The organism is Novosphingobium sp. AAP1, assembly GCF_001295765.1.
Lineage (GTDB): Bacteria > Pseudomonadota > Alphaproteobacteria > Sphingomonadales > Sphingomonadaceae > Novosphingobium > Novosphingobium capsulatum.
The window spans coordinates 33,034-58,038 of the sequence record NZ_LJHO01000015.1 but is presented as its reverse complement, the minus strand read 5'-3'; the positions used below and the strand labels follow the sequence as shown (position 1 = coordinate 58,038).

The 25,005-nt window shown below is 65.6% G+C and carries 26 protein-coding genes, 1 tRNA gene and 1 other RNA gene; 18 read left to right on the top strand and 10 right to left on the bottom strand.

The genetic code is table 11. The features are described 5' to 3' along the window. Nucleotides 1–183 precede the first annotated feature (183 nt). The 5 genes from purQ to purC form a co-directional block, all read right to left on the bottom strand. Entirely contained in the window at nt 184–864 is a 681-nt protein-coding gene (gene purQ / locus IP65_RS18305) for a phosphoribosylformylglycinamidine synthase subunit PurQ (RefSeq protein ID WP_022677349.1), read from the bottom strand. Continuing rightward, the gene (gene purS, locus IP65_RS18300; RefSeq protein WP_022677348.1) at nt 864–1,100 is read right to left on the bottom strand and encodes a phosphoribosylformylglycinamidine synthase subunit PurS; all 237 of its coding nucleotides are present in this window, start codon (nt 1,098–1,100) and stop codon (nt 864–866) included. Before purS ends, purQ begins: the two co-directional genes overlap by 1 nt. Nucleotides 1,101–1,218: 118 nt before the next feature. Then, on the bottom strand, nt 1,219–4,098 hold the full coding sequence (locus IP65_RS18295) for a pitrilysin family protein (RefSeq protein WP_054132583.1): 2,880 nt from the start codon (nt 4,096–4,098) through the stop codon (nt 1,219–1,221). A gap of 62 nt (nt 4,099–4,160) precedes the next feature. Then, entirely contained in the window at nt 4,161–5,831 is a 1,671-nt protein-coding gene (locus IP65_RS18290; RefSeq protein WP_054132582.1) for a bifunctional diguanylate cyclase/phosphodiesterase, read from the bottom strand. A 231-nt stretch (nt 5,832–6,062) separates the two neighbouring features. Next, nucleotides 6,063–6,845, bottom strand: a complete 783-nt coding sequence (gene purC, locus IP65_RS18285) for a phosphoribosylaminoimidazolesuccinocarboxamide synthase (protein ID WP_022677345.1) — start codon at nt 6,843–6,845, stop codon at nt 6,063–6,065. A 324-nt stretch (nt 6,846–7,169) separates the two neighbouring features. Between purC and wrbA the strand changes: the two genes are divergently transcribed. The 9 genes from wrbA to ffs all read left to right on the top strand — a co-directional run bounded on the left by wrbA (nt 7,170) and on the right by ffs (nt 13,064). Further along, the gene (gene wrbA, locus IP65_RS18280; RefSeq protein ID WP_022677344.1) at nt 7,170–7,769 is read left to right on the top strand and encodes an NAD(P)H:quinone oxidoreductase; all 600 of its coding nucleotides are present in this window, start codon (nt 7,170–7,172) and stop codon (nt 7,767–7,769) included. Between the two features lie 184 nt (nt 7,770–7,953). After that, nucleotides 7,954–8,367 carry a ketosteroid isomerase-related protein gene (locus tag IP65_RS18275; RefSeq protein WP_022677343.1) on the top strand — a complete coding sequence of 138 codons (414 nt, stop codon included), beginning with the start codon at nt 7,954–7,956 and terminating at the stop codon, nt 8,365–8,367. Beyond that, nucleotides 8,364–8,954: a GNAT family N-acetyltransferase gene (locus IP65_RS18270; RefSeq protein WP_022677342.1), complete on the top strand. Its 591-nt coding sequence runs from the start codon at nt 8,364–8,366 to the stop codon at nt 8,952–8,954. The genes IP65_RS18275 and IP65_RS18270 overlap by 4 nt, the downstream gene beginning before the upstream one ends. An 11-nt stretch (nt 8,955–8,965) precedes the next feature. Next, nucleotides 8,966–9,877, top strand: a complete 912-nt coding sequence (locus IP65_RS18265; protein WP_022677341.1) for a carbon-nitrogen hydrolase family protein — start codon at nt 8,966–8,968, stop codon at nt 9,875–9,877. A gap of 371 nt (nt 9,878–10,248) precedes the next feature. Then, nucleotides 10,249–10,686, top strand: a complete 438-nt coding sequence (locus IP65_RS18260; RefSeq protein WP_158442005.1) for a DUF2059 domain-containing protein — start codon at nt 10,249–10,251, stop codon at nt 10,684–10,686. Between the two features lie 132 nt (nt 10,687–10,818). Next, on the top strand, nt 10,819–11,943 hold the full coding sequence (locus IP65_RS18255) for a glycerophosphodiester phosphodiesterase family protein (protein ID WP_028658141.1): 1,125 nt from the start codon (nt 10,819–10,821) through the stop codon (nt 11,941–11,943). Nucleotides 11,944–12,115: 172 nt separating this feature from the next. Then, entirely contained in the window at nt 12,116–12,580 is a 465-nt protein-coding gene (locus IP65_RS18250) for a low molecular weight protein-tyrosine-phosphatase (protein WP_028658140.1), read from the top strand. Between the two features lie 60 nt (nt 12,581–12,640). Beyond that, nucleotides 12,641–12,919 (top strand): ETC complex I subunit, encoded by a 279-nt coding sequence (locus IP65_RS18245; protein WP_022677337.1) that lies wholly within the window; start codon nt 12,641–12,643, stop codon nt 12,917–12,919. Nucleotides 12,920–12,969: 50 nt separating this feature from the next. Continuing rightward, nucleotides 12,970–13,064, top strand: an RNA gene (gene ffs, locus IP65_RS21025) — signal recognition particle sRNA small type. Between the two features lie 38 nt (nt 13,065–13,102). On the opposite strand, the gene IP65_RS18240 is transcribed toward ffs, so the two are convergent. Further along, nucleotides 13,103–13,597 (bottom strand): DUF4188 domain-containing protein, encoded by a 495-nt coding sequence (locus IP65_RS18240; protein WP_022677336.1) that lies wholly within the window; start codon nt 13,595–13,597, stop codon nt 13,103–13,105. Between the two features lie 98 nt (nt 13,598–13,695). Between IP65_RS18240 and IP65_RS18235 the strand changes: the two genes are divergently transcribed. The 5 genes from IP65_RS18235 (at nt 13,696) to IP65_RS18215 (ending at nt 20,209) form a co-directional block, all read left to right on the top strand. Beyond that, entirely contained in the window at nt 13,696–15,579 is a 1,884-nt protein-coding gene (locus tag IP65_RS18235; protein WP_022677335.1) for a DNA polymerase III subunit gamma/tau, read from the top strand. After that, nucleotides 15,576–15,911 carry a YbaB/EbfC family nucleoid-associated protein gene (locus tag IP65_RS18230; protein WP_022677334.1) on the top strand — a complete coding sequence of 112 codons (336 nt, stop codon included), beginning with the start codon at nt 15,576–15,578 and terminating at the stop codon, nt 15,909–15,911. The genes IP65_RS18235 and IP65_RS18230 overlap by 4 nt, the downstream gene beginning before the upstream one ends. A gap of 102 nt (nt 15,912–16,013) precedes the next feature. Next, entirely contained in the window at nt 16,014–17,138 is a 1,125-nt protein-coding gene (locus tag IP65_RS18225) for a VacJ family lipoprotein (protein WP_054132581.1), read from the top strand. A 171-nt stretch (nt 17,139–17,309) separates the two neighbouring features. After that, a complete protein-coding gene (gene lon, locus IP65_RS18220) occupies nt 17,310–19,721 on the top strand; it encodes an endopeptidase La (protein ID WP_028658138.1) in 2,412 nt (803 codons plus the stop codon). A 215-nt stretch (nt 19,722–19,936) separates the two neighbouring features. Next, a complete protein-coding gene (locus IP65_RS18215) occupies nt 19,937–20,209 on the top strand; it encodes an HU family DNA-binding protein (protein ID WP_022677331.1) in 273 nt (90 codons plus the stop codon). Between the two features lie 101 nt (nt 20,210–20,310). On the opposite strand, the gene rlmB is transcribed toward IP65_RS18215, so the two are convergent. Continuing rightward, entirely contained in the window at nt 20,311–21,159 is an 849-nt protein-coding gene (gene rlmB / locus IP65_RS18210; RefSeq protein WP_054132586.1) for a 23S rRNA (guanosine(2251)-2'-O)-methyltransferase RlmB, read from the bottom strand. Between the two features lie 189 nt (nt 21,160–21,348). Between rlmB and IP65_RS18205 the strand changes: the two genes are divergently transcribed. Then, nucleotides 21,349–21,434: transfer RNA gene (locus tag IP65_RS18205), tRNA-Tyr, on the top strand. 51 nt (nt 21,435–21,485) lie between these two features. Here the strand turns inward: IP65_RS18205 and IP65_RS21020 are convergent. Beyond that, on the bottom strand, nt 21,486–21,728 hold the full coding sequence (locus IP65_RS21020; protein ID WP_082209206.1) for an ogr/Delta-like zinc finger family protein: 243 nt from the start codon (nt 21,726–21,728) through the stop codon (nt 21,486–21,488). A gap of 105 nt (nt 21,729–21,833) precedes the next feature. Between IP65_RS21020 and IP65_RS18200 the strand changes: the two genes are divergently transcribed. After that, nucleotides 21,834–22,493 carry a S24 family peptidase gene (locus IP65_RS18200; protein WP_054132580.1) on the top strand — a complete coding sequence of 220 codons (660 nt, stop codon included), beginning with the start codon at nt 21,834–21,836 and terminating at the stop codon, nt 22,491–22,493. Here IP65_RS18200 and IP65_RS18195 read toward each other — a convergent pair. Beyond that, complete coding sequence (locus IP65_RS18195) at nt 22,475–22,759, bottom strand: hypothetical protein (RefSeq protein WP_054132579.1); 285 nt, start codon at nt 22,757–22,759, stop codon at nt 22,475–22,477. The two genes, IP65_RS18200 and IP65_RS18195, sit on opposite strands and share 19 nt — an antisense overlap. A gap of 200 nt (nt 22,760–22,959) precedes the next feature. Here IP65_RS18195 and IP65_RS18190 point away from each other — a divergent pair, with 200 nt between their 5' ends. Then, nucleotides 22,960–23,709: a phosphatidylserine decarboxylase gene (locus IP65_RS18190; protein ID WP_022677327.1), complete on the top strand. Its 750-nt coding sequence runs from the start codon at nt 22,960–22,962 to the stop codon at nt 23,707–23,709. 2 nt (nt 23,710–23,711) lie between these two features. After that, on the top strand, nt 23,712–24,512 hold the full coding sequence (locus tag IP65_RS18185) for a phosphatidylcholine/phosphatidylserine synthase (protein WP_082350248.1): 801 nt from the start codon (nt 23,712–23,714) through the stop codon (nt 24,510–24,512). On the opposite strand, the gene IP65_RS18180 is transcribed toward IP65_RS18185, so the two are convergent. Beyond that, nucleotides 24,481–24,789 carry a hypothetical protein gene (locus IP65_RS18180; protein WP_022677326.1) on the bottom strand — a complete coding sequence of 103 codons (309 nt, stop codon included), beginning with the start codon at nt 24,787–24,789 and terminating at the stop codon, nt 24,481–24,483. The genes IP65_RS18185 and IP65_RS18180 overlap by 32 nt on opposite strands. Nucleotides 24,790–25,005 lie beyond the last annotated feature (216 nt).

Genomic DNA, 25,005 nt, shown 5'->3' with positions numbered 1-25,005 from the left:
GAGTGGGGGGCTTAACAGGCCCTCCCCCAGCCCCTCCCGCAAGCGGGAGGGGAGTCTAGAGGGAAGCCCTTCCCGCACGCGGGAGGGGAGCAACAAAAAAGGCCCCGCAAAAGCAGGGCCTTCTTAAATCCCCCTCCCGCTTACGGGAGGGGTTAGGGGAGGGAATGTTACCCCCCACCGCCCTCAAGCCGAAACGTTCAACCCGGCCAGCACGCCTTCGAACAGCTTGCGCCCGTCGGTGCCGCCCTGCGCGGCTTCGATCATGCGTTCGGGGTGGGGCATCATGCCCAGCACGTTGCCCGCTGCGTTGAGCACGCCGGCAATATCGCGCTGCGAGCCGTTGACCGGTTCGGCATAGCGGAACGCCACGCGGCCTTCGCCTTCCAGCCGATCGAGCGTTTCGGCGTCGGCGAAATAGTTGCCGTCATGGTGGGCCACCGGAATGGTGATGACCTGGTCCTTGAAATAGCGCTGGGTGAACAGCGACTGGCTGTTTTCCACCTTGAGCGGCACTTCGCGGCAGACGAAGCGGATGCCGGCATTGCGCATCAGCGCGCCGGGCAGCAGGCCCGCTTCGGTCAGGATCTGGAAACCGTTGCACACGCCCAGCACCGGCACGCCACGCCCAGCGGCCTCGACCACGGCCTGCATGATCGGCGAACGGGCTGCCATGGCGCCCGAGCGCAGATAGTCGCCATACGAAAACCCGCCGGGAACGGCGATGAAATCAAGGCCTTCGGGCAGGGTGGCATCACCGTGCCACACACGGTGTACCGTGCCGCCGCAGACCTCTTCCACCGCCACCGCCATGTCGCGGTCGCAGTTCGATCCGGGGAAGGTGATGACGGCAGAGGTGAACGGCATCAGGCGGCAACCTTCTCGATGCGATAATTTTCGATGACCATGTTGGCCAAGAGCTTGCGGCACATGTCGTCCAGCGCGTCGTCGCTGGTGTCGTCGGCCACGTCCAGTTCGAACAGGCGCCCGGCGCGCACGTCCTTGACGCCGGCAAAGCCCAGCCCTTCCAGCGCATGGTGGATGGCGCGACCCTGGGGATCGAGCACACCGTTCTTGAGGCTGACGTGGACACGGACCTTCATCGGCGTTTGGCCTTTCACTTAAACAGGCGGATCGTGGGATATGGGACTCGGCGCCGCCTATGCCCCCGTCTGGCGCCAAGGGCAAGTCTTGCGCGCATGGCGCTCCTTGATCGCCGGGTCATGATTGCGGTGCGGGCACGCCATCGGGCAGGACCAGCACGGTCACGGCCTTGGCCGGGGCAAGCCAGGCCTTGGCGGCGGCCTGCACATCGGCGGCGGTGAGGGCCGTGAGCCGGGCACGCGCCGCCTGGAACCGGGCGATGCGATCGGGCCGCGATTGCGCGCGCGCGGCCAGCGCCACCCATCCGCCATTGCCTTTGAGCGCGTTGTCGAGCCGCTCCAGCATCGGCGCCCGCGCGCGCTCCAGCACATCGGCATCCACCGGATGGGCAGCCAGATCGCTAATCGTCTGGACCAGCGCGGCCCGTGTCGCCGCCACATCGGCCACGTTGACCGAGGCCTGCACCGTAAACGTGCCCCAGCCGGTCCACACATCGGACATGTCGCTCGAAACCCCGGGGGAATAGGCCTTGCCCAGCTTTTCGCGCACCGTGTCGAGCACCTCGATCCCGGTTACCTGCTCCAGCAGTTCCATCGTCATGGTCTGCACCGGATCGTGATCGTCGGTTGTGGGCCAGATCATGCGCACGATCGCCTGGTTGGCCGGCCCATGGTGGCGCACCACCTGCACCCCAGGAACGGCGGCAAAGCGGCGCTCGCGCGCCTGGGTCCAGGCGCCGAACGCTGGTTCGCGCGGGGGCAGGGCGCCAAACGTGCGGGCCACATCGGCAATCGCGGCCGCTTCGTCCACATCGCCGACCAGCGCGATTTCCAGCGCACCATGCGCCAGCCGATCGCCCAGCACCGGTTTCAACTGGGCAAAGCCCAGCTTCTGGTAGGCCTGCGGCGATTGCAGGGTAAAGCGCGGATCGTTGCCCGACAGGATACCGCCCAGCGCGGCCGTCAGGGCAGAGCCCGGCGTGGCGTTGAGCTGCGCGAAATAGTTGGCCATGCCCTGGTGAAACAGTTGCTCGGCCTCGGGGCGATAGCCGGGATCGGTGAGGTAGGCGGCCATGACCTGCAATTGCAGCAGCAGGTCGCGCGGCGTCGTGGTGCTGCCCGTGCCAAAGGTATCGCCACTGGCGGCAAAGCTGGTGCCCACGGCGTGGCCGGCCAGCATGGTCTGCAACTGGTCCAGGCTATAGCGGCCCAGGCCGCCGGCCGGCACGCTCGATGCCATGTCCACCGCCAGGGGATTGTCGCGGGTTTCCAGCATTTCGCCTCCGTCCAGCGCCAGGCGCACGTGGATGCGATCGGTTTCCAGCGGCGTGCGCTTGATGTTGAGCATCACGCCATTGGCAAAGCGGATGCGGCGAATGCCCAGCGTGGCATCGGTGCTGTCGGCCACCACCGTGCCGGGCGTGCCGAAATCGGTGTAGCCGAATGGCGCGGCCGTGGCCGTCTTGGTCGCGTCCAGCGGCGCGGCCATCGCGGCCTGCCAGGCGCGGCGCAGTGCCTGGGCGCCGCCGACCGGGGCCTTGCGCCCCTGGAACCGGATAAGCGGCTTGTCCAGCGGCACCGCCTCGCGCTGCAGCGCCGCCATCACGCTGGCGGGCGTGATCGTGGGGGCAAAGGCGTTGAAGCGTTCGAGGCCGCTTGATGGCGTGGTCGGCACCATATCGTCATGCAACAGCGACAGCGCCAGGTTGACCAGCGTGGCGTTGTTGCGCGTCTGCTCGCCGGCGGCAGCGTTCTCGATCGCAATGCGCAGGTTCGCCACCTGCTCGTCGATCTCGGCCTGGGTAAAGCCCTGGGCCATCGCCTCGCGCCAGACCCTGCCTGCCGCCGTCAGGCCCTTGGCCCAGCCGCCATCGACGGTATCGATGATGAGGTTGGTAGTGCGGCCGATCTTGAACACGTCGCCCGTGCCAAAGCCGGCGCCGCGAAACGGCGCATCGACCTGGCGCGACAGAGTCTGGAAGCGGCGGTTGATGATGCCATAGCCGATCTGGCGCAGCAGGTTCTCGCGCCGGCTGGCGATGGTGTCTGGCTCATCGAGCCACGGCCCATGGCGCGCCACGGTCACGCGTTCGGCCAGGGCCGGGTTGGTCCACAGATCGGTCTTGCCATGCTGGCCGGGCAAGACTTTGCCCTGGCCTGGCCGGGGCGGCGCCGGGGCGGCTTGCCAATCGGCAAAGCGCGCGGCAATCGCCTGTTCCACCTTGGCCGGATCGACATCGCCGATCACCACCAGCGTGGTCTTGGCCGGCACATAGTGGCGGTGCCAGAAATCCTTGAGCGCCTGCGCCGTCGCGGCATCGATGGTGGCCACCGTGCCGATTGGCAGCCGCTGGGGATAGGTGGCCTTGGGATAGAAGAACGCCAGCTGGTCGTGGAAATTGTCCAGCGCATAGCCTTGCCCGTCGCGCAGTTCAGACAGCACCACGCCGCGCTCGCGGTTCACCGCCCCGGGCGAAAAGGTCAGTTCGCTGGCCGTCTCGCGCATCAGCATCAGCGCGGTATCGATCAGGTCGGGATCGTTGCGCGGCAGGTCGAGCATGTAAGTGGTCTGCTCGAAGCTGGTCTGGGCATTGGTATCGGCGCCAAATGCCAGCCCCTTGCGTTCGAGCAGGCGGACCATCTCCCCCTCGGGCACATGGGTGCTGCCGTTGAACGCCATGTGTTCCACAAAATGGGCAAACCCTCGTTCCGCCGCGGTTTCATCGAGCGATCCGGTCGCCACGTCCAGGCGCACCTGCACCGTGCCCTTGGGCATGCCATTGGGCACGATGATCGTGCGCATGCCATTGGCCAGCTGGCCAAAGCGAAAGCGCGGATCGGGCGGCAGGTCAGACTTCTGGAAAACCCAGGTGGGCGCTGGTGCGGCCTGGGGCAGGCCGGCAACCGGCCCATGGCCCAGGTCAGTACACGCACCCAGCAACAGCGCGACGGCAAGCGGTAGGGCACGATACGGGCGAAACGAGACAGGCAGCATCATTGCCGCCGGTGTGCCGCTCCTGCCGTGCCGCCGCAAGGACTTATCTGGTAACGAACACCGGGTCAGCGCAGCGCACGGCGGACGCAGTCAGCCTCCTGCGCGGCAAGCAGGGCCGCCACCTCGGCCGCGGGCAGTGGCGGGCTGATCGCATAGCCTTGTGCCAGGTCGCAGCCCTGCTGCGCCAGCAGGTCCAGGTCTTCGGCCTGCTCCACGCCTTCGGCCAGGGTGGCGATGCCCAGCGCGCCGGCCAGCGTGGTGATCGACCGCACGATCGCTTGCGCTTCCACCTGTCCGCGCAAGTTGCGCACAAAGCTGCCGTCGATCTTAAAGGTATCCACCGGAAAGGTGCGCAGGTGATGCAGCGAGGAATAGCCCATGCCGAAATCATCCAGCGCCACCCGCACGCCCAATTGGCGCAGCGCCGCAAGCGTCGCCTGGTTGCGATCGGCATTGGCCGCCAGCACGCGCTCGGTCATCTCCAGTTCCAGCCGGCTGGCGGGCAGGTTGGAACTGGCCAGCGCCTGGACCAGCGTGGGCAACAGCGCGGGATGGGCCAGTTGCCGCCCCGAAAGGTTGACCGAGACGGCCACGTCTCCCGGCCAGCGCGCGGCCTGCTGGCACGCTTGGCGAATTACCCATTCGCCGATCGGGATGATCAGGCCGCATTCCTCGGCAATCGGAACGAAGCTGACGGGCGAAAGTGGGCCGCGCGTGCGGTGGTTCCAGCGTAGTAGCGCCTCGCACGCCACGATGCGCCGCTGCGCCAGACTGAAGGTGGGCAGGAACGCCAGGGTGAAATCGCCCTGGTGCAGCGCCTGGGCGAGGTCTTCCTCCATTTCCCGGCGCTGGCGCACGCGTTCGTCCAGGCTCGCTTCGAAGAAGTGATAGGTGCCCTTGCCATCGTCCTTGGCGCGATAGAGCGCGAGGTCTGCCGCGCGCAGCAAGGTATGGCTGTCTGCCCCGTCGCCCGGCCCGATGGCGATGCCAAAGCTGGCGGTCAGCGGCACAAGACGTTCTCCCAGGCACACCTGGCAGTTGATCTGGCCATGCAGCTTGCGGGCAAAGCCGGCGCAATCGGCATCGCGCGGCAGCGCGGGCAGCAGCATACCGAACTCGTCCCCGCCAAAGCGCGCGATCATCGCATCGGGAAAGGCTGCCTGCAGCCGTCGTCCCACTTCGCGCAGCAGTGCATCGCCGGTCGGGTGGCCCAGCGTATCGTTGATCAGCTTGAAATCATCGAGGTCGATGAAGGCCACCAGCGTGCGGTGCCCATCGTTCTGGCGCGCCACCGCGCGCTCCAACTTTTCGGCAAAGAAGCTGCGGTTGGGCAGGCCGGTAAGCCCATCGTGCAGCGCGGCATGCACAATGCGGCGTTCCCGCTCGTCCACCGCGGCAACCATGGCATTGAACTCGCGGGCAAGGGCGGCCAGTTCGGCATCGCCGTCTTCGGCCACGCGCGTGGCTTCGCCCTTGGCATAGCGCGCACTGGCTTCCGACAGGGCGTTGAGCGGGCCGGCGATCGCCATCAGCAGATCGCGGGTGAACCACAGCGAAAGCGACAGCGCGGCCAGGACCAGCAGGACGAGTGACAGGCTGATGCCATCGATCGCCACTACCGCCATCACCACGGTTAGCGGCACGAGCACCCCGGTCAGCGCGATGCGCCCGCGCAAGCTGCGGCTGCACGCGATCAGGTCCAGCGCGTCAGCGCGAAAGCGGGGCAGGCGGGCCATCGCGCGTTAGCGCGCCTGAAAGCCGCATCGGCGGCGGAAACAGGGGCATGGCGTTTCCATGGCCCGAACCTAGGGATGCGGAGGCTAAGATATGTTCAAGCCGCGCTGCGCAGTGCACCGCACCTTGCGTTAGGCAAATATCCAGCGCCCACGCGAAAGGGCCGGGAAACCAGGTTGCCGGCCCTTTCTGTTGTCTGTGCCCACGCGCCCAGGCGGACGCTGGCGCAGCGCTTACTTCTTGGAGCGCAGTTTGCGGTGCGCGCCCAGGTCGAGCACTTCGCTCGGCCCGTCGTTGTCCAGCAGGCCAAGGCGGCGCGCTACTTCCTGATAGGCTTCTTCCTCGCCACCCAGGTCGCGGCGGAAACGGTCCTTGTCCAGCTTTTCGCCGGTGACCATGTCCCACAGGCGGCAGCCATCGGGGCTGATTTCGTCGGCCAGGATCACGCGGCTATAGTCGCCATCCCAGATGCGGCCGAATTCCAGCTTGAAGTCCACCAGGCGGATGTTGATCGCCGCGAACATGCCGACCAGGAAGTCGTTCACGCGGATCGCCATCGAGGAAATGTCCTGCATTTCCTCGTTGCTGGCCCAGCCGAAGCAGGCGATGTGCTCTTCGGCGATCATCGGATCGCCCAGCGCATCGTCCTTGTAATAGTATTCGATCAGGGTGTGGGGCAGCGGCTCGCCTTCGGGAATGCCCAGGCGCTTGGAAATGGAACCGGCCGCCACATTGCGCACCACCACTTCGATCGGCACGATTTCCACCTGGCGCACCAGCTGCTCGCGCATGTTGAGGCGGCGGATGAAATGCGTGGGAATGCCGATGTGGGCCAGGCGCGTGAACACATACTCGCTGATGCGGTTGTTGATCACGCCCTTGCCGTTGATCGTCCCGCGCTTCTGCGCGTTGAACGCGGTGGCATCATCCTTGAAATACTGGATGAGAGTGCCCGGCTCGGGGCCTTCATAAAGGATCTTGGCCTTGCCTTCGTAGATCTGGCGGCGACGCGACATGCGGCTTCTTCCTGCGCGGCGGGGGCGATTCGGCCCGCCCCCATGGAAAAACAAGAAACCCCGGCAAACGAGGGAGCCGCGTGGCGACTGCATCGTGTGGGCCGGGGCATTCCCATTCGCCCATATGCGAAAAAGCACGGAAACGCAAACGCTGGCCGGGCGTTCGGCATTTCAGAACATTTAATCCGATCTTATCGCCCTATCTTGAATGTCGCTGGTGCGGCACAAGACTGGGCAAGACGGCACGGCGCGGTGGCTTGATCCCTCGATGATCCACCGGCTGCGTCACCCAAGTTTACCCTCTCTGCCCAAGGATGATGTGTGATGAGCAAGGTTCTGGTTCTCTATTACTCCAGCTATGGCCACATCGAAACCATGGCCAACGCCATTGCCGAAGGTGCCCGCGAAACCGGCGCCACGGTCGACGTGAAGCGCGTGCCCGAAACCGCCCCGCTCGAAGTGGCGCAGGCTGCCCACTTCAAGCTTGATCAGGCGGCCCCTGTCGCCACCGTTGCCGAACTGGCCGAATACGATGCCATCATCGTCGGCACCGGCACCCGCTTTGGCCGTATCAGCTCGCAGATGGCCGCGTTCCTCGACCAGGCCGGTGGGCTGTGGGCCAAGGGCGCGCTCAACGGCAAGGTCGGCGCGGCTTTCACGTCCACCGCCAGCCAGCACGGCGGCCAGGAAGTCACGCTGTTCTCGATCCTGACCAACCTGCTGCACTTCGGCATGACGATCGTTGGCCTCGACTATGGCTTCCAGGGCCAGCTGACGCTTGATGCCGTGCACGGCGGCACCCCCTATGGCGCCAGCACGATCGCCGGTGGCGACGGCAGCCGCCAGCCCAGCGAGATCGAACTGGACGGCGCGCGCTATCTCGGCCGCCGCGTGGCCAACACGGCCAACAAGCTGTTCGACTGATCGCCCTCTCGGCCTGCACTCCCTCAGGCTGCCCCCCTCAGGTGGATCGATGCAAGCGGCGCGGGCCTGTTCCCGCGCCGCTTCATTGCATATGGGCAATACAGCATGCCAAAACGGGTTGTGGCAGCCAGCGGATTGATCGGCTAGCGCTGTGGCGACACTGCCTTTCCACGGAGACCCGCCCATGTCGCGCGCCGCCACGCTGGCCCTGCTTGAAACCTATTACGCCGCCTTCAACGCCGGGGATTGGAACGGCATGCTGGCGTGCCTGGCCGATGACGTGACACACGATATCAACCAGGGCAGCCGCCAGGTGGGCAAGGACACCTTTGCCACGTTCCTTGGCCATATGGAGCGGTGCTACAAGGAACGCCTCGAAGACATCGTGCTGATGGCCAGCGAAGACGGCAGCCGCGCCGCCGCCGAATTCGTCGTCCATGGCAGCTATCTCGCCACCGACGAAGGCCTGCCCGAGGCGGCCGGGCAAACCTATGTGCTGCCGGCCGGCGCCTTTCTGGCGATCGAAGGCGGCAAGATCACCCGCTTGACGATGTATTACAACCTGGCTGACTGGACCGCGCAGGTCGTCGGCGCATGAGCGTCAGCGTCCGCCCGCTGAGCGGTGCGGAAGTGGGCGCCGCGCTGGATGACCTGGCGGCCTTGCGCATCGCCGTGTTTGCCGCCTGGCCCTATCTCTATGACGGGGATCGTGCTTACGAGGCGCGCTATCTCGCCGAATATGCCGCCGCGCCCGGCGCCGTGCTGGTCGCTGCGTTCGATGGCGTGCGCATTGTCGGGGCGGCCACCGCCGCGCCGATGCGGCATCAGAAGGCGGCCTTTCGCATGCCCTTCGAACAGCGCGGCATCGCCACGCAAGACCTGTTCTATTTTGGCGAAAGCGTGCTGCTGCCCGAATATCGCGGGCAGGGCATTGGCCACGCGTTCTTCGATCATCGCGAGGATGCGGCCCGCGCTGCCGGGGCACAGGCTGCCTGCTTTGCCGCAGTGATTCGTCCCGCCGACCATCCCGCCCGCCCTGCCGGCTACCGCCCGCTCGATGCCTTCTGGCAGGCGCGCGGTTATGCCCTGGTGCCGGGCCTGGTGACCGAGTTGCCGTGGAAAGACCATGGCGAGGCGCAAGAGAGTGCCAAGCCGATGCAGTACTGGCTCAAGTCCCTGTCGTAAAAAGGCACGCCATGCCCCGTTTCACCGTTGCCGCCGCACAATATCCGATCGACCGCCTGGCCGATTGGGCCGCCTACGAAGCCAAGCTGACCACCTGGGTGGAACAGGCTGTGGCCGGCGGCGCGGCGCTCTTGGTGTTTCCCGAATACGGCGCGATGGAACTGGCCAGCCTGGACCCGGCAACGATGGGCGATCTGGCCGGATCGATCGATACGGTATCGGCCCTGCTGCCGCAGGTCGATGCGCTGCACGCGCGGCTGGCGCAGGCCCATGGCGTGCACATCCTCGCTGCCAGCGCCCCGCGTCGCACCGCCGATGGCCAGGTGTGCAACACGGCGCGGCTGTTTGCCCCCAGCGGCGCCATGGCCAGCCAGGACAAGCTGATCATGACCCGCTTCGAGCGCGAGGAATGGTTCATCACCGGCGGCGATGGCCTGCGCCTGTTCGATACCGCGCTGGGCCGGCTGGTGGTGGTGATCTGCTACGACAGCGAATTTCCGCTGCTGGCGCGCGCGGCAGTGGAAGCGGGCGCGCAGGTTCTGCTCGTGCCCAGTTGTACCGATACGCTGCACGGCTATTGGCGGGTGCGCCTGGGCAGCCAGGCCCGCGCGCTGGAGGGGCAATGCTATGCCATCCAGTCTCCCACTGTGGGCGATGCCGCCTGGTCTCCGGCAGTCGACGTGAACCGTGGCGCGGCCGGGGTCTATGGCCCGCCTGATGCAGCGCCAGCCGGTGGCGGCATGCCGGCCGATGGCGTGCTGGCGCTGGGCGAGGAAGGCGTGGGCCAATGGGTCTTCGCCACGATCGACACGGCCCATGTTGATGCCCTGCGCGCCGACGGTGGCGTATTGCTGGTGCGCCACTGGGCCGAACAGCCCGGGGCCGCGCCCTTGCCGCAGGTGGAAGTGATCTCGCTGCGCTGAGTGGCGTGGAGAAGTTCCCATGGCTGGTTACGCCAAAATGACGCCGATATCGGTTTATCAACGCTGCCCCTTGCGCAATCCGCCATCCAGAAGTTTTCCCTTAACCTGATCCAGTTAGGCAGTGTTGTGCGTTAAGTTTGGGGGTGGCAGTGAAGACTTCGTTGGCTCTTGCTTTGCTTGGTTCTTGCTTGATGGCGGTGCCATCTTGGCAGGCTGTTGCTGCGACGGCCGGGGACTCGAGTCCCAACCCGCTCGCTTCGCGGTTGGTCGCCCTGACATTTCCAGCCGAAATGATCCGGCGAGACACCGCAAAGGCTTATGCGACAAACTTCCGCGCATCCATGCTCCGAAACCCTCAGGTGCAAGCGGCCATGCAGCGTACGCCCGGCCTGCTCGAAACAATCGTCAACGCAGTGTCCATGAAGCTGGACCAAGTGCTGACAGCCCTTATTCCATCGTTGGAGAGCAACGCTGCCGCATCCTATGCTGCCAAGATGTCGCCGGCGGAGCTTCAAGCCGCAATCACATTTTACTCTGGCCCAGTTGGCCGGAAACTGGTGATGGCCACTCCTGCGGTCGCGATGGGCGACGATGTCCGAAAAATCCTGAGTTCTGCTGAGCTTGCTGAGTTTGCGGCTTTTTCGCAGTCATCGGCAGGGCAAAAAATGGGAGCGTTGAGGCCTCAGCAAACCAACGACATGCGCATGGCGGTGAATCATGCCTTGGAAGCTGCCGAGCCTCAAATAGACGCTGCTGCTAAATCCGCTGGCCAGGCGTATATCCGTGCGCACCAGCCAAAAAATCACTGAGTCTCGTTATCGACGGCAAAGAGAAACCTGGGGCCCCATCAGCGGCCTCTGGACCTGTCCGCGCGGCCTCGTCATGATCCTGTCGCAAAGCCTGTCCAGGGCGCCCATGGCATTGGCAAAAGGATGAACCCCATGACTGTTTCGCGCCGTTCGATCCTGGCCATGGGGGCCGGCGCGGCCATGCTACCCGGCGCCCGCGCTCTGGCCAGCACCTTGGCCCAGCGCCATGGCCGCCACGCCCGGACGGCGCATCCCCTGGTGCTGGGGCATCGCGGCGCCTGCGCGCACCGGCCCGAACATACGCAGGCATCCTATCAACGCGCGGTGGCCGATGGCGCCGATTTCATCGAGCCCGATCTGGTTCCCACCCGCGATGGCGTGCTGGTGTCGCGCCATGAACCCAATATCGTCGACACCACCGACGTGGCCGCCCACCCCGAATTTGCCGCGCGCAAGACCACCAAGGTCATCGATGGCGAGCGGCAGGAAGGCTGGTTCGTCGAGGACTTTACCCTGGCCGAACTCAAGACCCTGCGCGCCAAGGAGCGGCTGGGCACGCTGCGTCCTGAGAGCATGGCGTTCGACGGGCAGTTCCCGGTGCTGACGTTCGACGAGATCGTGGCCTTTGCCGCCAAGGCCGCGCGCGGGCGCCAGCGGCCGCTGGGGATCATTCCCGAAATCAAGCATTCCAGCTATTTCCACAGCCTGGGCCACGATATGGAGGCCAAGCTGCTGGCGGCCATTCGCGCCCATGCCTGGCTGCAACAGGCGCCGGTGATCGTGCAATCGTTCGAAGTGGCCAATCTCAAGCGGCTGCGCGGCATGCTGGCGCCCTGGCGCAACATCGCGCTGATGCAACTGGCCGATGAACCCGACAAGCGCACCGGTGACGCCATCGCCAGCGGCGGCACGCTCACCTATGGCGCGATGCTGTCGGCCAGTGGCCTGGACGATGTGGCCGGCTATGCCGATTGGATCGCGCCATGGAGCCGCACCCTGATGCCCGAAACGGCAGACGGACACCTCGCGCCGCCGCAGCCGATCATCGCCGATGCGCACCGTGCCGGGCTGCTGGTGGGTGCCTATACATTCCGGCCAGAACCGCAATTCCTGCCCGCCAGCCTGCGCCAGTGCGGCACCGCGCTGCGCTGCGAAAGCGGCAGTGTTGCGGAAATCCGCGCCTATCTTGCCGCCGGGCTGGACGGGTTTTTCACCGATGATCCTGCGCTGGGTCGTCGCGCGGTCGACGGGGCCTGATCATCCAGGGCAAATCCGCCCGTCTGCAATTTCCTGCGGCTTGGCGCTGGACTTTTTGCATTGCAGCGTATTTTATTGCGCTGCGACGGGCATCGCCAGGCCGCGCGCCGGATGCGGTGCGTGCGCCCGACTCACCACATGCCTGCGCAGGGTTCATGTGGAAGGGAATGCGGTGAGCCAGCCAGCCGTGCTGTTTGTTTGCCTGGGCAATATCTGCCGCTCGCCGTTGGCCGAGGCTGCGTTCCGGGCCGAGGCGGTCAAGGCCGGGCTGGCCGTGACCATCGATTCGGCCGGCACTGGCGGCTGGCACGCTGGCAATCCGCCCGATCCGCGTGCGCAGGCGGTGGCCTTGCAGCACGGTATCGACATTTCCCGCTATCGTGCCCGCCAGGTGACTGAGGCCGATTTCACCCGCTTTGGCCAGATCTATGCGCTCGATTCGCAGAACCTGCAGGATCTGCGGCGCATGGCCCCGCGCCGCACCCTGGCGCGGATGGGCCTGTTGATGGATTTGGTGCCGGGCCGGGAAGGGCAGGCGGTGATCGATCCCTATTACGGCGACGAGCAGGATTTTCTCGAAGCCTGGGATGACGTAAGCGAAGCGGCCCGCCGCCTGGTGGCGCGCATGTTGCGCTAGGTTCTGGTAGTTCCCTTATCCCTCTTGATTTGCGCCGCGAAACGCACGAAAGCACCGCCCATGCCTGCACGCATCTATCAGCGCCCGAAGAATGCCATGCAGTCCGGCAAGGCCCGGACTGCCGACTGGCTCCTGGAATTCGCCCCGGCCGAGGCCAAGCGCCCCGATCCCTTGATGGGTTGGGCCGGTTCCGGCGATACCCAGCAGCAAGTCATCCTTACGTTCGAGACCGAGGCAGACGCTCGCGCCTATGCCGACAAGTATGGCATTGCCGTGCATGTCACGCCCACGCCGCCGCGCCGGCTCAAGCTGCAAAGCTACGCTGACAATTTCCGCTGATTGATCAAGCCGGCGCTTGCAATCGGCGCGCGCCGGCGCCATAGGGCGGGCCGGGAGTCGGGCGGACGTTTGCGTTCGCCAACCTGGTCAGGTCCGGAAGGAAGCAGCCACAACGGATTGCGGCGGGTCGCCCGGCTCCTTCTCACCCTCACATTGTAACGCGCCGCCGCCTGGTCGATCGGATCAGGCCTGCTGCCCGGATGCCTTCATCCGCTCGCGCGCCGCCTCGCGCCCTTCCGCCGCCGGCACCAGGCCCATCGCCTTGCCCAGTCCGAACGCGGGCATATCCACATAGATGGTTTCGCTGCCGCCGGCTGGCACGGCATAGGTTTCGTGAAAAATGCCCACGCCGCCGCGTTGCTGGCGCGCTGCCTTGTTGAACGCGACCCAGGCTGGCCAATGCGTGTGGTCGCGGCTGCGGGCATAGGCTTCCAGGCTGTCGAAATCGCGCCAGTATTGCACTAGCATGATCGTGCGCAGCCCGCGCAGCATGGGTTCGTACCCCAGGAAGCCGCTGTCGGGCGCGGCGGAAAGCTCGGCCAGCATCGGGCCCATCGCGCGCGACACGGGCAGCCATTCGCGCACGGCGCGGAAGCGGTTGATGCGCATGCCGATCAGGAACACGACCAGCGGCGTGGTGGTCTGGGCGGTGCGGCGGCCGGGCAGGATCGTGGGCATCACAAATTGGTATCAAATCAGAATCGCGGCGCAAGCTTGCGGGAAACCGCCTTGCCCCCGTTCGACATTTGCAGCCTTTGCGCCTACCTAGGGGCGCGATGGCCGATTCAACCGACATGTTTGGGCACGAACCCGAAACCCCCGATGCCCCGCCGCAAGAGGCTGCGCCCAGCGCGGCCGAACTCGAAGCGGCTGGACAGGGCGCGATGTTCGGCGATCCCGCGCCCGTGGCCAAGCCTGCGCCCGTTGCGCCCCAGCCTGTGCAAGCGCCTGCCGCTAAGCCGGCACCGGCCGCTGCGCCGGCACAGCCCTATCGCGTGCTGGCGCGCAAGTATCGCCCGCAAACCTTTTCCGCGCTGATCGGCCAGGAAGCCATGGTGCAAACCCTGGCCAACGCGATCCGGCGTGACCGGCTGGCCCATGCCTTCTTGATGACCGGCGTGCGCGGGGTGGGCAAGACCAGCACCGCGCGCCTTATCGCCAAGGCCCTCAATTGCATCGGCCCGGACGGGCAGGGCGGCCCGACGATCGACCCGTGCGGCCAGTGCGAACCGTGCCAGGCCATTGCCGAAGGCCGCCATATCGACGTGATCGAGATGGACGCGGCCAGCCACACCGGCGTGGACGACGTGCGCGAGATCATCGAGGCGGTGCGCTATGCCGCTGTCTCGGCCCGCTACAAGATCTACATCATCGACGAAGTGCACATGCTCTCGCGCAACGCGTTCAACGCGCTGCTCAAGACGCTGGAAGAACCGCCGGCGCATGTGAAGTTCCTGTTCGCCACGACAGAGGTGGACAAGCTGCCGGTCACGGTGCTCTCGCGCTGCCAGCGGTTCGATCTGCGGCGCATCCCGACCGCGCTGCTGGCCGATCATTTCGGCCACGTCTGCAAGGCCGAAGGGGTCGAGGCCGAGGCCGAGGCCCTGGCCATGGTGGCCGCCGCCGCCGAAGGCTCGGCACGTGACGGGCTTTCGATCCTCGATCAGGCGATCAGCCATGCCGATCTGGCGAGCAGCGGCGATGGCTCGGTGATCACGGTTTCGGCCGCGCAAGTGCAGGACATGCTCGGCCTGGCCGACAAGACGCTGCAACGCCGCCTGTTTGCCGCCATGCTCAAGGGTGATGGTGCCGCGCTGCTCGCTGAAGTGGCGCATCAATATGCCCTGGGGATCGAGCCGGTCGCCATGCTGCGCGCGCAGCTCGATCTGGTGCACAAGGTCACTGTCACCCAGATCAGCGGGCCAGAGGGCGAGGCGCGCTCGGCCGAAGAGGCCGCGGCGCTGCAGGGCTGGGCCGGCGATCTGGCGCCCGGGCAGTTGCACCGCCTGTGGCAACTGCTGCTCAAGGGCCATGACGAGGTGAAGACCGCGCCCGATCCGCTGGTGGCGGCGCAGATGGCCCTGCTGCGCGTGCTGCACGCGGCCGACATGCCCGATCCCGGCGGCCTGGTGCGCAAGCTGGAAGAAATGCTGGCGCAAGGGCCTGCCCTGGCCGCGAGCATGGCCGCGCAGCCCACGTCCGATGGCGCCCCGGCTGCAGCGATGCCGTCAGCGCCCGCCACGGGTATCGCCATGGATTGGCAAGCCCTGGTGGAGCAGGTGGAAGAGGTCTCGCCGCTCACCGGCGCCACCATGCGCCTGTCGGTCCGCCTGATCGAATTGCGCATGGGCACGCTGCGCTATCAGCTGGCGCCGGGCCTGCCGGGCGATCCCACGCCCGACATCAAGAAAGCGCTGCAGAACATCACCGGCCAGGCCTGGCTGGTGGAACGGCTCGATGGCGAAGCGGCCCAGGGCGCGCAGCCCAGCCTGGTGGAAGCCAAGGCCGCCTTGGAGGCCGAGGCCGAAGCCGCGATGCGTGCCGATCCGCTGGTGCGCGCTGCGCTTGAAGCCTTTCCCGGCGCTGAAATTCTCGACGAATCCAACCCCGCCACGGCTGAACGCCGGCCGTGGTCGCCTGCGCGGAGCAGACAAGCATGAAGTCCATGGAAGAAATGATCCAGGCGGCACAGAAGGCCGCTGAAACCATCCAGAAGCAGATGGAGGATGCCCAAGGCCGCCTCGATGCGATCGAGGTGGAGGGCGCTGCCGGCGGTGGCCTGGTCACCATCAAGGCCTCGGCCAAGGGCCGCGTGATCGGCGTGTCGATCGATGACAGCCTGCTGGTTCCGGCCGACAAGGGCATTCTCGAAGACCTAGTCGCTGCCGCGTTCAACGATGCGCGGGCCAAGGCCGATGCCGCCGCTGCCGAAGAAATGCAGAAAGTGCAGATGGCGGCGGGCATCCCGCCGGGCTTCAAGCTGCCGTTCTGAGCGGCGGCGCAACCTTTCAAGATTACCGTTGTTTCCCCATGGCTGCGCGCCTGATCGGTCTTTCGTTCAGCGCCCAGTCATGGTGAGACCGACTACGGGGACATGATGATCGTATTGCTTGCCGCTGCGTTGGCCGGGACCACGCCGATAGATGATGGCGCGCCGCCGCAGCCGGTTGCGGGCACCCCTGCCGCATCTGCCCCTGCCGTGACCGCGCCTGCCGCTCCTGCCACCGCGCCGGCCGTACCTTCTACCCCAGAACAAGCGCCCGCCCGCGCACCCGATGGCCAGATTCTCCCCGTCATCGTGCTGCCCACGGTCACGCCGGTTGCCGCCAACGATACCGCTGCCGAGACGCAGCCAGCTGACGAAGGCGCCATTGTCGTCAACGCGCGGCGCGGCCCACCGCCTGGCGACCCGGTCATCGCGCTCAACAAGGTGACCTTTGCCGCCACCCAGGCGGTTGACCGCGCGGTAATCGGGCCGGCTGCCAAGGCCTATGGCTCGATCGTGCCAGCGCCCATTCGCACGGGTTTCCGGCATTTCTTCACCAACCTGACCGAGCCGGTTATCGCGCTGAATTTCCTGCTGCAGTTGAAGCCCGGCAAGGCTGCTGAAACGCTGAGCCGTTTCGCCATCAATTCCACCATCGGCGTGGGCGGCCTGCTCGATGTGGCCGTGGCCAAGCCGTTCAAGCTGCCTTATCGCCGCAACGGCTTTGGCTATACCCTTGCCTATTATGGCGTGGGGCCAGGGCCGTTCCTGTTCGTCCCGCTGGTTGGGCCCACCACCCTGCGCGACGTGATCGGCCTGGGCCTCGATCGTGCGTTCCTGCCGGCGATTGTGGGCGGCCCGCTGCGCAGCCCTGCCTATGTCACCGGCAGCTTCGTGGTGCGTTCGCTCAACGATCGTCTCGACGATGACCGCCGCATCCAGGCGATGCGCAAGGCTGGCGATCCCTATCTCGCCGCCAAGGAAGGTTATCTCGCGGCCCGCCAGGAGCAGATCGACGAGCTCAAGGGGCACAAGCACAAGGATAAGGTCGCTCCGGTCCCCGATGCGCAGACGCCGCCTGCCGCGATGACTCCCGCGGCACCGGCGCCATCGCCCACCGGGCCAGCGACCACCGGGCCGGCGCACGCCCCGGATGGCCAGGTGCTGCCCCCGATCGTGCTGCCCGCGCCAGCCGCTACCCCGGCAGCGGCACCAGCCACCACCACCCCCTGATCGGCGCACCGCCGCCCCACAGGCCAAGTCCCACGCAAAAAGGCTGAAAACCGGCAATCCCCAACCGTCTTGGCGCTTGGGCATTGCGGGGCGGCGCCTTGCACCCCATATCTGCCTCAAGCCCTGCCGGTTTGGGTTCATGTGCGGCAGGTGGGACGGACATTTGCACTTATGACTTTGTATCCCCTGCTGCCCTTGCGCGATATCGTGGTGTTCCCCGGTATGGTCGTGCCGCTATTTGTCGGCCGCGAAAAGTCGGTTGCCGCCCTGGAAACGGCCATGGCCGGGTCCAAGGACATCTTCCTGCTGGCCCAGCTCGACCCCGGCTGCGACGATCCCGATCGCGATGATCTCTATGAAACCGGCGTGATCGCCACGGTACTCCAGCTGCTCAAGCTGCCCGACGGCACCGTGCGTGTCCTCGTCGAAGGCAACCAGCGTGCCGAGCTCAAGACGCTCAACGCGGAAAGCTCCAGCCACGGCGACATGCTGATGGCCGAGGTCGAGCCGATCGAGCCGGGCAGTGTCTCGGGCACCGAAGTGTCGGCGATGATGCGCTCGGTGGTCGATCAGTTCGCCGAATATGCCAAGCTTTCCAAGAAGCTGCCGCAGGATGCCGGGCAGCAGCTGGGCGATATCGAAGACGCCGGCAAGCTGGCCGATGCCGTGGCTGCCAACCTGGCGGCCAAGGTGGCCGACAAGCAGGCCGTGCTTTCGGAAAGCGATGCGCTCAAGCGCCTGGAAATGGTGCTTTCCTTCATGGAAGGCGAACTGGGCGTGCTCCAGGTCGAGCGCAAAATCCGTGGCCGCGTCAAGCGCCAGATGGAAAAGACCCAGCGGGAATACTACCTCAACGAGCAGCTCAAGGCGATCCAGTCGGAACTGGGTGGCGGCGACGGCGAGGAAGCCAACGAGATCCAGGAACTGCAGGACAAGATCGACAGCCTCAAGCTGTCGAAGGAAGCCCGCGCCAAGGCCAATGCCGAGCTGAAAAAGCTCAAGACCATGCAGCCGATGAGCGCGGAAGCCACCGTGATCCGCAACTACCTCGATGTGCTGCTGGGCTTGCCGTGGGGCAAGCGCTCCAAGCTCAAGAAGGATATTCCGGGCGCCCAGGCGGTGCTCGATGCCGATCACTACGCGCTGGACAAGGTCAAGGATCGCATCGTCGAATACCTGGCCGTGCAGGCGCGCACCAACAAGCTCAAGGGACCGATCCTGTGCCTCGTTGGCCCGCCGGGCGTGGGCAAGACCTCGCTGGGCAAGTCGATCGCCAAGGCCACCGGCCGGCAGTTCATCCGCCAGTCGCTGGGCGGCGTGCGCGACGAGGCCGAAATCCGTGGCCACCGCCGCACCTACATCGGCTCGCTACCGGGCAAGATCGTCACCAACCTGCGCAAGGCTGGTGCCTCCAACCCGCTGTTCCTGCTCGACGAGATCGACAAGCTGGGCCAGGATTTCCGGGGCGATCCCGCTTCGGCCCTGCTCGAAGTGCTCGACCCCGAACAGAACGCCAAGTTCCAGGATCACTACCTGGAACTGGACATCGACCTGTCCGACGTGATGTTCGTGTGCACGGCCAACAGCCTCAACCTGCCGCAGCCGCTGCTCGATCGCATGGAGATCATCCGCCTCGAAGGTTATACCGAGGATGAGAAGGTCGAAATCGCCGAGCGCCACCTGGTGAGCAAGCAGGTGGAAGCACACGGCCTGCGCAAGGGCGAGTTCACGCTGACGCAGGACGCGCTGCGCGATCTGATCCGCTATTACACCCGTGAAGCTGGCGTGCGCACGCTGGAGCGCGAAGTGGCCCGGCTCGCGCGCAAATCGTTGCGCAAGATTCTGGAAGGCAAGGAAAAGAGCGTGACCATCACGCCCGAAAACCTGGCCGAGTTCGCCGGCGTGCGCAAATTCCGCCATGGCGTGTCGGACGAGGAAAACCAGGTTGGCGCGGTAACGGGCCTCGCCTGGACCGAAGTGGGCGGCGAATTGCTGACGATCGAAAGCGTGACGGTGCCGGGCAAGGGCGCGGTGCGCACCACGGGCAAGCTGGGCGAAGTGATGAGCGAAAGCGTCCAGATGGCGTTCAGCTTCGTCAAGGCGCGCAGCCCGGCCTATGGCATCAAGCCGTCGATCTTCCAGCGCAAGGATCTGCACATCCACCTGCCCGAAGGCGCCGTGCCCAAGGACGGGCCGAGCGCGGGCATCGGCATGGTCACCGCGATGGTCTCGACGCTGACCGGTGTTCCGGTGCGTGCCGATGTGGCGATGACTGGGGAAGTGACGCTACGCGGCCGTGTGCTGGCGATCGGCGGATTGAAGGAAAAGCTGCTCGCCGCGCTGCGCGGTGGCATCAAGACCGTGCTGATCCCCGAGGAAAACCGCAAGGATCTGGCGGAAATCCCCGCCAATATCCGCGAAGGGCTGGAGATCGTGCCGGTGTCGCATGTCGACGAGGTTCTGGCGCGGGCGCTGGTTGCCCCGGTGGAAGCGATCGAATGGACCGAAGCCGACGACCTTGCCACGCAGCCGGCGGCGGCCCCCCTGGGCGGCAGCCCGGCAGCGGCACGCACCGCGCACTGAGCGCAGTTTCTACCGTAGTTTGACGGGAGCCGCGCGCAACATCGTTGCGCGCGGCTTTTGCTTGCCCGCAAGGTCGGCCACTATCGGGGATAAATTGCGGGTTTTGCGTGCTTTTGCCTTTGACAGCGCTTTTTTTCTCGGCTCTTTTCCGCCGCACCCGAAATCACGATTTTCCAACATTTGCTGTCCAGTAGATTGGTAGGGGGTTTCCGCACATGAACAAGAACGATCTGATCAGCGCCGTCGCCGATGTCAGCGGCCTGTCCAAGGGCGATGCCATCAAGGCTGTCGAAGCCGTGTTCGAATCGATTTCCGGCGCGCTGGCCAAGGGCGAGGAAGTGCGCCTGGTCGGCTTCGGCACGTTCTCGGTTGCCAAGCGCAAGGCGTCGACCGGCCGCAACCCCCGCACCGGCGAACCGATGGCGATCAAGGCTTCGGCCCAGCCCAAGTTCAAGGCCGGCAAGGGCCTTAAGGACGCGGTGAACTGACCCCATCGCGCCGCAAGGCAAAAAAAGAGGCCGCGTCGCATGCCGACGCGGCCTCTTTTTCATGTGGAAAAAGAAATTCCCGTGTTCCGCACAACGGCGGTTCAGTCCTCCACGCTCGGGCGTGTGGCGGCGGCATAGAGGGCAATGGCGGCCGCATTGGAGACATTGAGGCTTTCGATCGCACCGCTGATCGGCAGGCGGGCAATGGCATCGCAATGCTGCATCACGTTGTGCCGCATGCCTTCGCCCTCCGCGCCCAGCACCAGGGCCACCGGGCCGGCGGGCAGGGCATGGGGGAATTCCGCTTCGCCTTCGCCGTCCAGGCCGATTCGCCAATAGCCGGCCTCGGAAATCGATTCGAGCGCGCGCGCCAGGTTGACCACCCGCACCCACGGCACCGATTCCAGCGCGCCCGATGCCGATTTGGCCAGCGTGCCCGATTCGGGCGGGGCATGGCGATCCTGGGTGATCAGCGCGGCCACGTCGAACGCGGCACAGCTGCGCAGGATGGCGCCCACGTTGTGCGGGTCGGTCACCTGGTCGAGCAGGACCAGCGTGCGGCCCTCGGCCTCGTCCAGCACATCGTCCAGCGCCACGTCGTCCAGCGGCAGGCATTCCAGCACCAGGCCCTGGTGCGGCGCGTCGCGCGCCACCAGGCGCCCCAGATCCACCGCCTGGGCATATTCCACCGGCAGATCGCGCGGCAGTTCGGCGTCATGGTCGTCCAGCATTTCCTGGATCGCCTCGCGCGTGCCCCACAGCTTCTTGGCGGTGCGGTTGGGGTTGGTCAGCGCTGCTTCCACGGCATGGCGGCCCCACAGCCGCACCGTGCCGGTGCTGCCACGGCCCGATCCGCGCCCACCCTGGTTGCGTCCGGCCCGGCCGCGCAATGAGCGGCTCTTCTTGCCACTGTCGTGGCGCTTGTCTTGGTCATCATCGTGGCGGGGCATTGCGAACACCTGTGCATAAAAATCGAAAACTGCATCGCCCTTAGCCAGCCCCCCCATTGACAGGCAAGCGATGGTTCGCCAAAGGGCCTCTCACTCGGCCGGACGGACCGGATCGCTTGCAGCGAAACGGCCCATTCAAATGCAGGAAAGCCTTGAAAAAGGCGCTCCTCGCACCGGCAAATCTGGTGTGGACAGGTGGCCGAGTGGTTAAAGGCAGCAGACTGTAAATCTGCCCGCGCAAGCGTACGCTAGTTCGAATCTAGCCCTGTCCACCACCAGTATTCCAGCCCGCTCGCCAGGGCTGCTCCCCACAAAAAATCCCAGCCTCACGGCCGCCCCGGTCGTTGCGGCAGCGTCACCTGCGGGTTTGGCGTCGCGCTGGGCACCAGGCCATAGTCGTAAGTCTCGCTGGCTTTCCAGGTATGGCCGCAAACCACATTGGTGCACTGGTAATAGATCTCGCGGTGGGTGTCGGTAACCGGCCGGCTCGATCGCCGTTGACCCGGTTGGTGGCAATGGGGGCAATGCAGGCGCCCGGTGCGCGGCTGCCCCGTGGTGGGGGATGGCATGGTGGATCTCCGTCTGTATCGATAAATCTATAATGCACCAATCTATCGTCTAGGCAATAGATAAATGAATTGCCGATTTATAGTTTAATCTATAAACCGCTATCCATGACACTGGGTGATCGCATTGCCGCGCGAATCAGCGCGTTGGGCCTGTCGCAGGCGGAACTGGCGCGCCGCGTCGGCATTTCACAGCCGAGCGTGAACCACCTCATCCGCAAGGGGGCGCAAGGGTCGCGCCATATCCACGCCATAGCCCGCGCTCTCGAAACGAGCGTGGAATATCTCACCGGTGAAACCGATGACCCCGCCAACGATGGTCGCCTTGCGCCGTCGGTTTCGGTAGTTGCCGGAGCCATGGGCCTGGTTGCCGTGCGCGAGGTCGATCTGGCGATCGGCCTGGGCGCCGCCTATATCGACCAGCCTATCGCCGATGTGCAGCGCATGTTTCCGCGCGAATGGCTCGATCTCTATACCCGTGCCCCGGCGGAAAGTCTGATCATTGCGCGCGGTTCCGGGGACAGCATGATCCCCACCATCCTCGATAACGATCTGCTGCTGATCGATACCAGCCAGGCCGTGCCGCGCCTGGCCGATCAGGTCTGGGCGGTCAGCTATTGCGGGCTGGGTTGCGTCAAGCGGCTGCGGCCCAGCAAGGATGGCGGCTGGCTGCTGATGGCCGACAATCCTGCCATTTCCCCGATCACTGCTTATGACGGGGAACTGCACGTGCTGGGCCGCGTCGTGGCCTATTTCCGCAAGATGTAGCGCGCCATGGCCCGTGCCAGTCGGGGATAGCCGGGCAGGGCAAGCGCCATCGCCAGCAGCGCTGCTGCGGCTGGTGGCCATTGGTGCAGGCCGGCATAGCAGGCTGCCACCGTGGGAAATACCGGCAGGGCGAGGCATTCGCGCCATACCAGCCCATGCCGGCCGGCGGGCGAAAGGCGCAGCCCCAGCCGGGCAATCGTGATGGTGCAGGTCGCTGCCAAGCTGATCAGCCAGCAGGGCCAGAACGGGGTGTGAAGGGGGATCATGGCGTGGTTCCTTTTGCGGTTGCCCCACCACAAAAGCCCAATTTGCCGCCCCGGACGATGCCACCCTGTTGTGCAGATTCCTTATACAACAAGGCTTTGCATGTAGTCGGTACGGCGCTGGTCGATCCCTGACAGCGGTTGGTGGCACTGGTGTGCGCCATACGCTTGCCGCGCGGCGCGCCAGCGCCTAGACCGGCGGCATGCCTGGTGACATTTTTGACAATCGCGGACGCGGCAATGCCGGTTGGTCCTGGCCCTCCATCCATCCCGAAGGACGCAAGTTCGGCGCCATTGCCGGTGGCATCGCGCTGATCGCGGCCATTTTCGGCGGCAGCATCGTGGCCTGGCCGTTCGTGTTCCTGACCCTTGGCGTGCTCGCGTTCTTCCGCGATCCGGTGCGCGTGACCCCGCGTGACGATCGCTTTGTCGTGGCGCCGGCCGACGGCCTGATCACGCTGATCCAGAAGGTGGCCCCGCCGCGCGAGCTTTCGGCCGACGATGGCAGCGGCCTTGCCGCCATGGACCCGACGCCGGTTACCCGCGTGTCGATCTTCATGTCGGTGTTCGACGTGCACGTGAATCGCACCCCGATCGGCGGCACGATCCGCCGCGTGGTCTATATTCCGGGCAAGTTCCTCAATGCCGATCTCGACAAGGCGAGCGAGGAAAACGAGCGCCAGCATTTTCTGGTGGAACGCAGCGACGGCGTGAAGATCGGCTTTACGCAGATCGCTGGCTTGGTTGCGCGGCGCATCGTGCCGTTCGTCAAGAGCGGGGACATCGTCGCCGTTGGCCAGCGGGTTGGCCTCATTCGCTTTGGCAGCCGCGTTGATGTCTATCTGCCCGTCGGCACGGAGCCCAAGGTGCTGATCGGCCAGCGCGTGGTGGCCGGCGAAACCATCCTGGCCGAAATCGGCGATGCACCGCTGATCGAGGGCATCAGCCAGTGACCTTGCCGGCAGAGGACGAAGAGGCATTTTCGGGTGAAGACTTTGGCCGCCACCGGCTGCCGCGCGGGCTTACCCTGCGCGCGCTGGTGCCCAATGCCATTACCTCTGCTGCGTTATGCTGCGGGCTGACCGGTATTCGCTTTGCCATTGGTGGTGATTTCCGCGGCGCGGTGCTGGCGGTCATTCTCGCCGGCATGCTCGATGGCATCGATGGCCGTGTGGCGCGGCTGATGAAGGCGCAGTCGCGCTTTGGCGCAGAGCTCGACAGCCTGTCCGATGCCATTTCGTTCGGGGTGGCTCCGGCGCTGATTCTCTATTTGTGGTCGTTGCAGCAGATGCCGCGCTTTGGCTGGTTTGCGGCGCTGGCGCTTGCGGTATGCTGCGCCCTGCGCCTCGCCCGCTTCAACGCCCGCATCGACATGGAAGAGCAGCCGCACAAGTCCGCCGGCTTCCTGACAGGCGTTCCTGCCCCGGCCGGTGCGGGACTGTCGTTCCTGCCGCTCTATCTGTGGGTAGCCAGTGGCCGCGACGAGTTTCGTCAGCCGATCTTCGTGGCGATCTGGGCGGCGCTTATGGCGTTCATGATGATTTCCAACATGGCGACGCCGGGCTGGTCATCGTTCCGTCCGCGCAAGACCATCCGCCTGGAACTGATCGCACTGACCGGGCTGGTCTTTGCGGCGCTGCTGACGGAACCCTGGCTGACGCTGGTGGGAATTTGTGCGCTCTATCTTGCGCTGATTCCAGTGGGTGTGGTGCGCTATGCCCGGCTCAAGCGGCAGCGCGCCGTGTCGCTTTCGTAACCACGCCAGCGGCCGGGCGCGGCGAGGGGCGGCGCACCGTGCTGCGCACCAGCGGCGGCAGCGCCGGGGTCGCCGGCGCGGCGGTGGCCAGCGGGCTGTCGATCAGCCGCGCCAGGAAAGCGCGATCGAGGTCCAGCGCATCGGCTTGTTCCAGCGCGCGGGCATCGGCCAGCAACTGACGAATGGCGCCAAGCTGGCCGTGCCAGGTGGCCGCAACGGCAACCAGGGCTGCAACGCCGGCGCCGGCAATGACGAGCGAAGCGAGAATGGCGAGCATGGCGATGCCTTTCCGAAGACAAGAGGGCAGGTGCCAAGCAGGGCGTCCTGTGCCCAAGGCTTGACAGCAAGCGCTTGTGTTGTGGATAACTCGATCGTTCCTGAACGGTTCCTGTTTGGCCCGTCGATGTTCCAAATGTTCCACTTTTGTTCCGGTGCGTCAACTGGAATTTCAAGCACATCTGCGCTCGTGCTAAGTGTTTGTGCTTATGTCGAA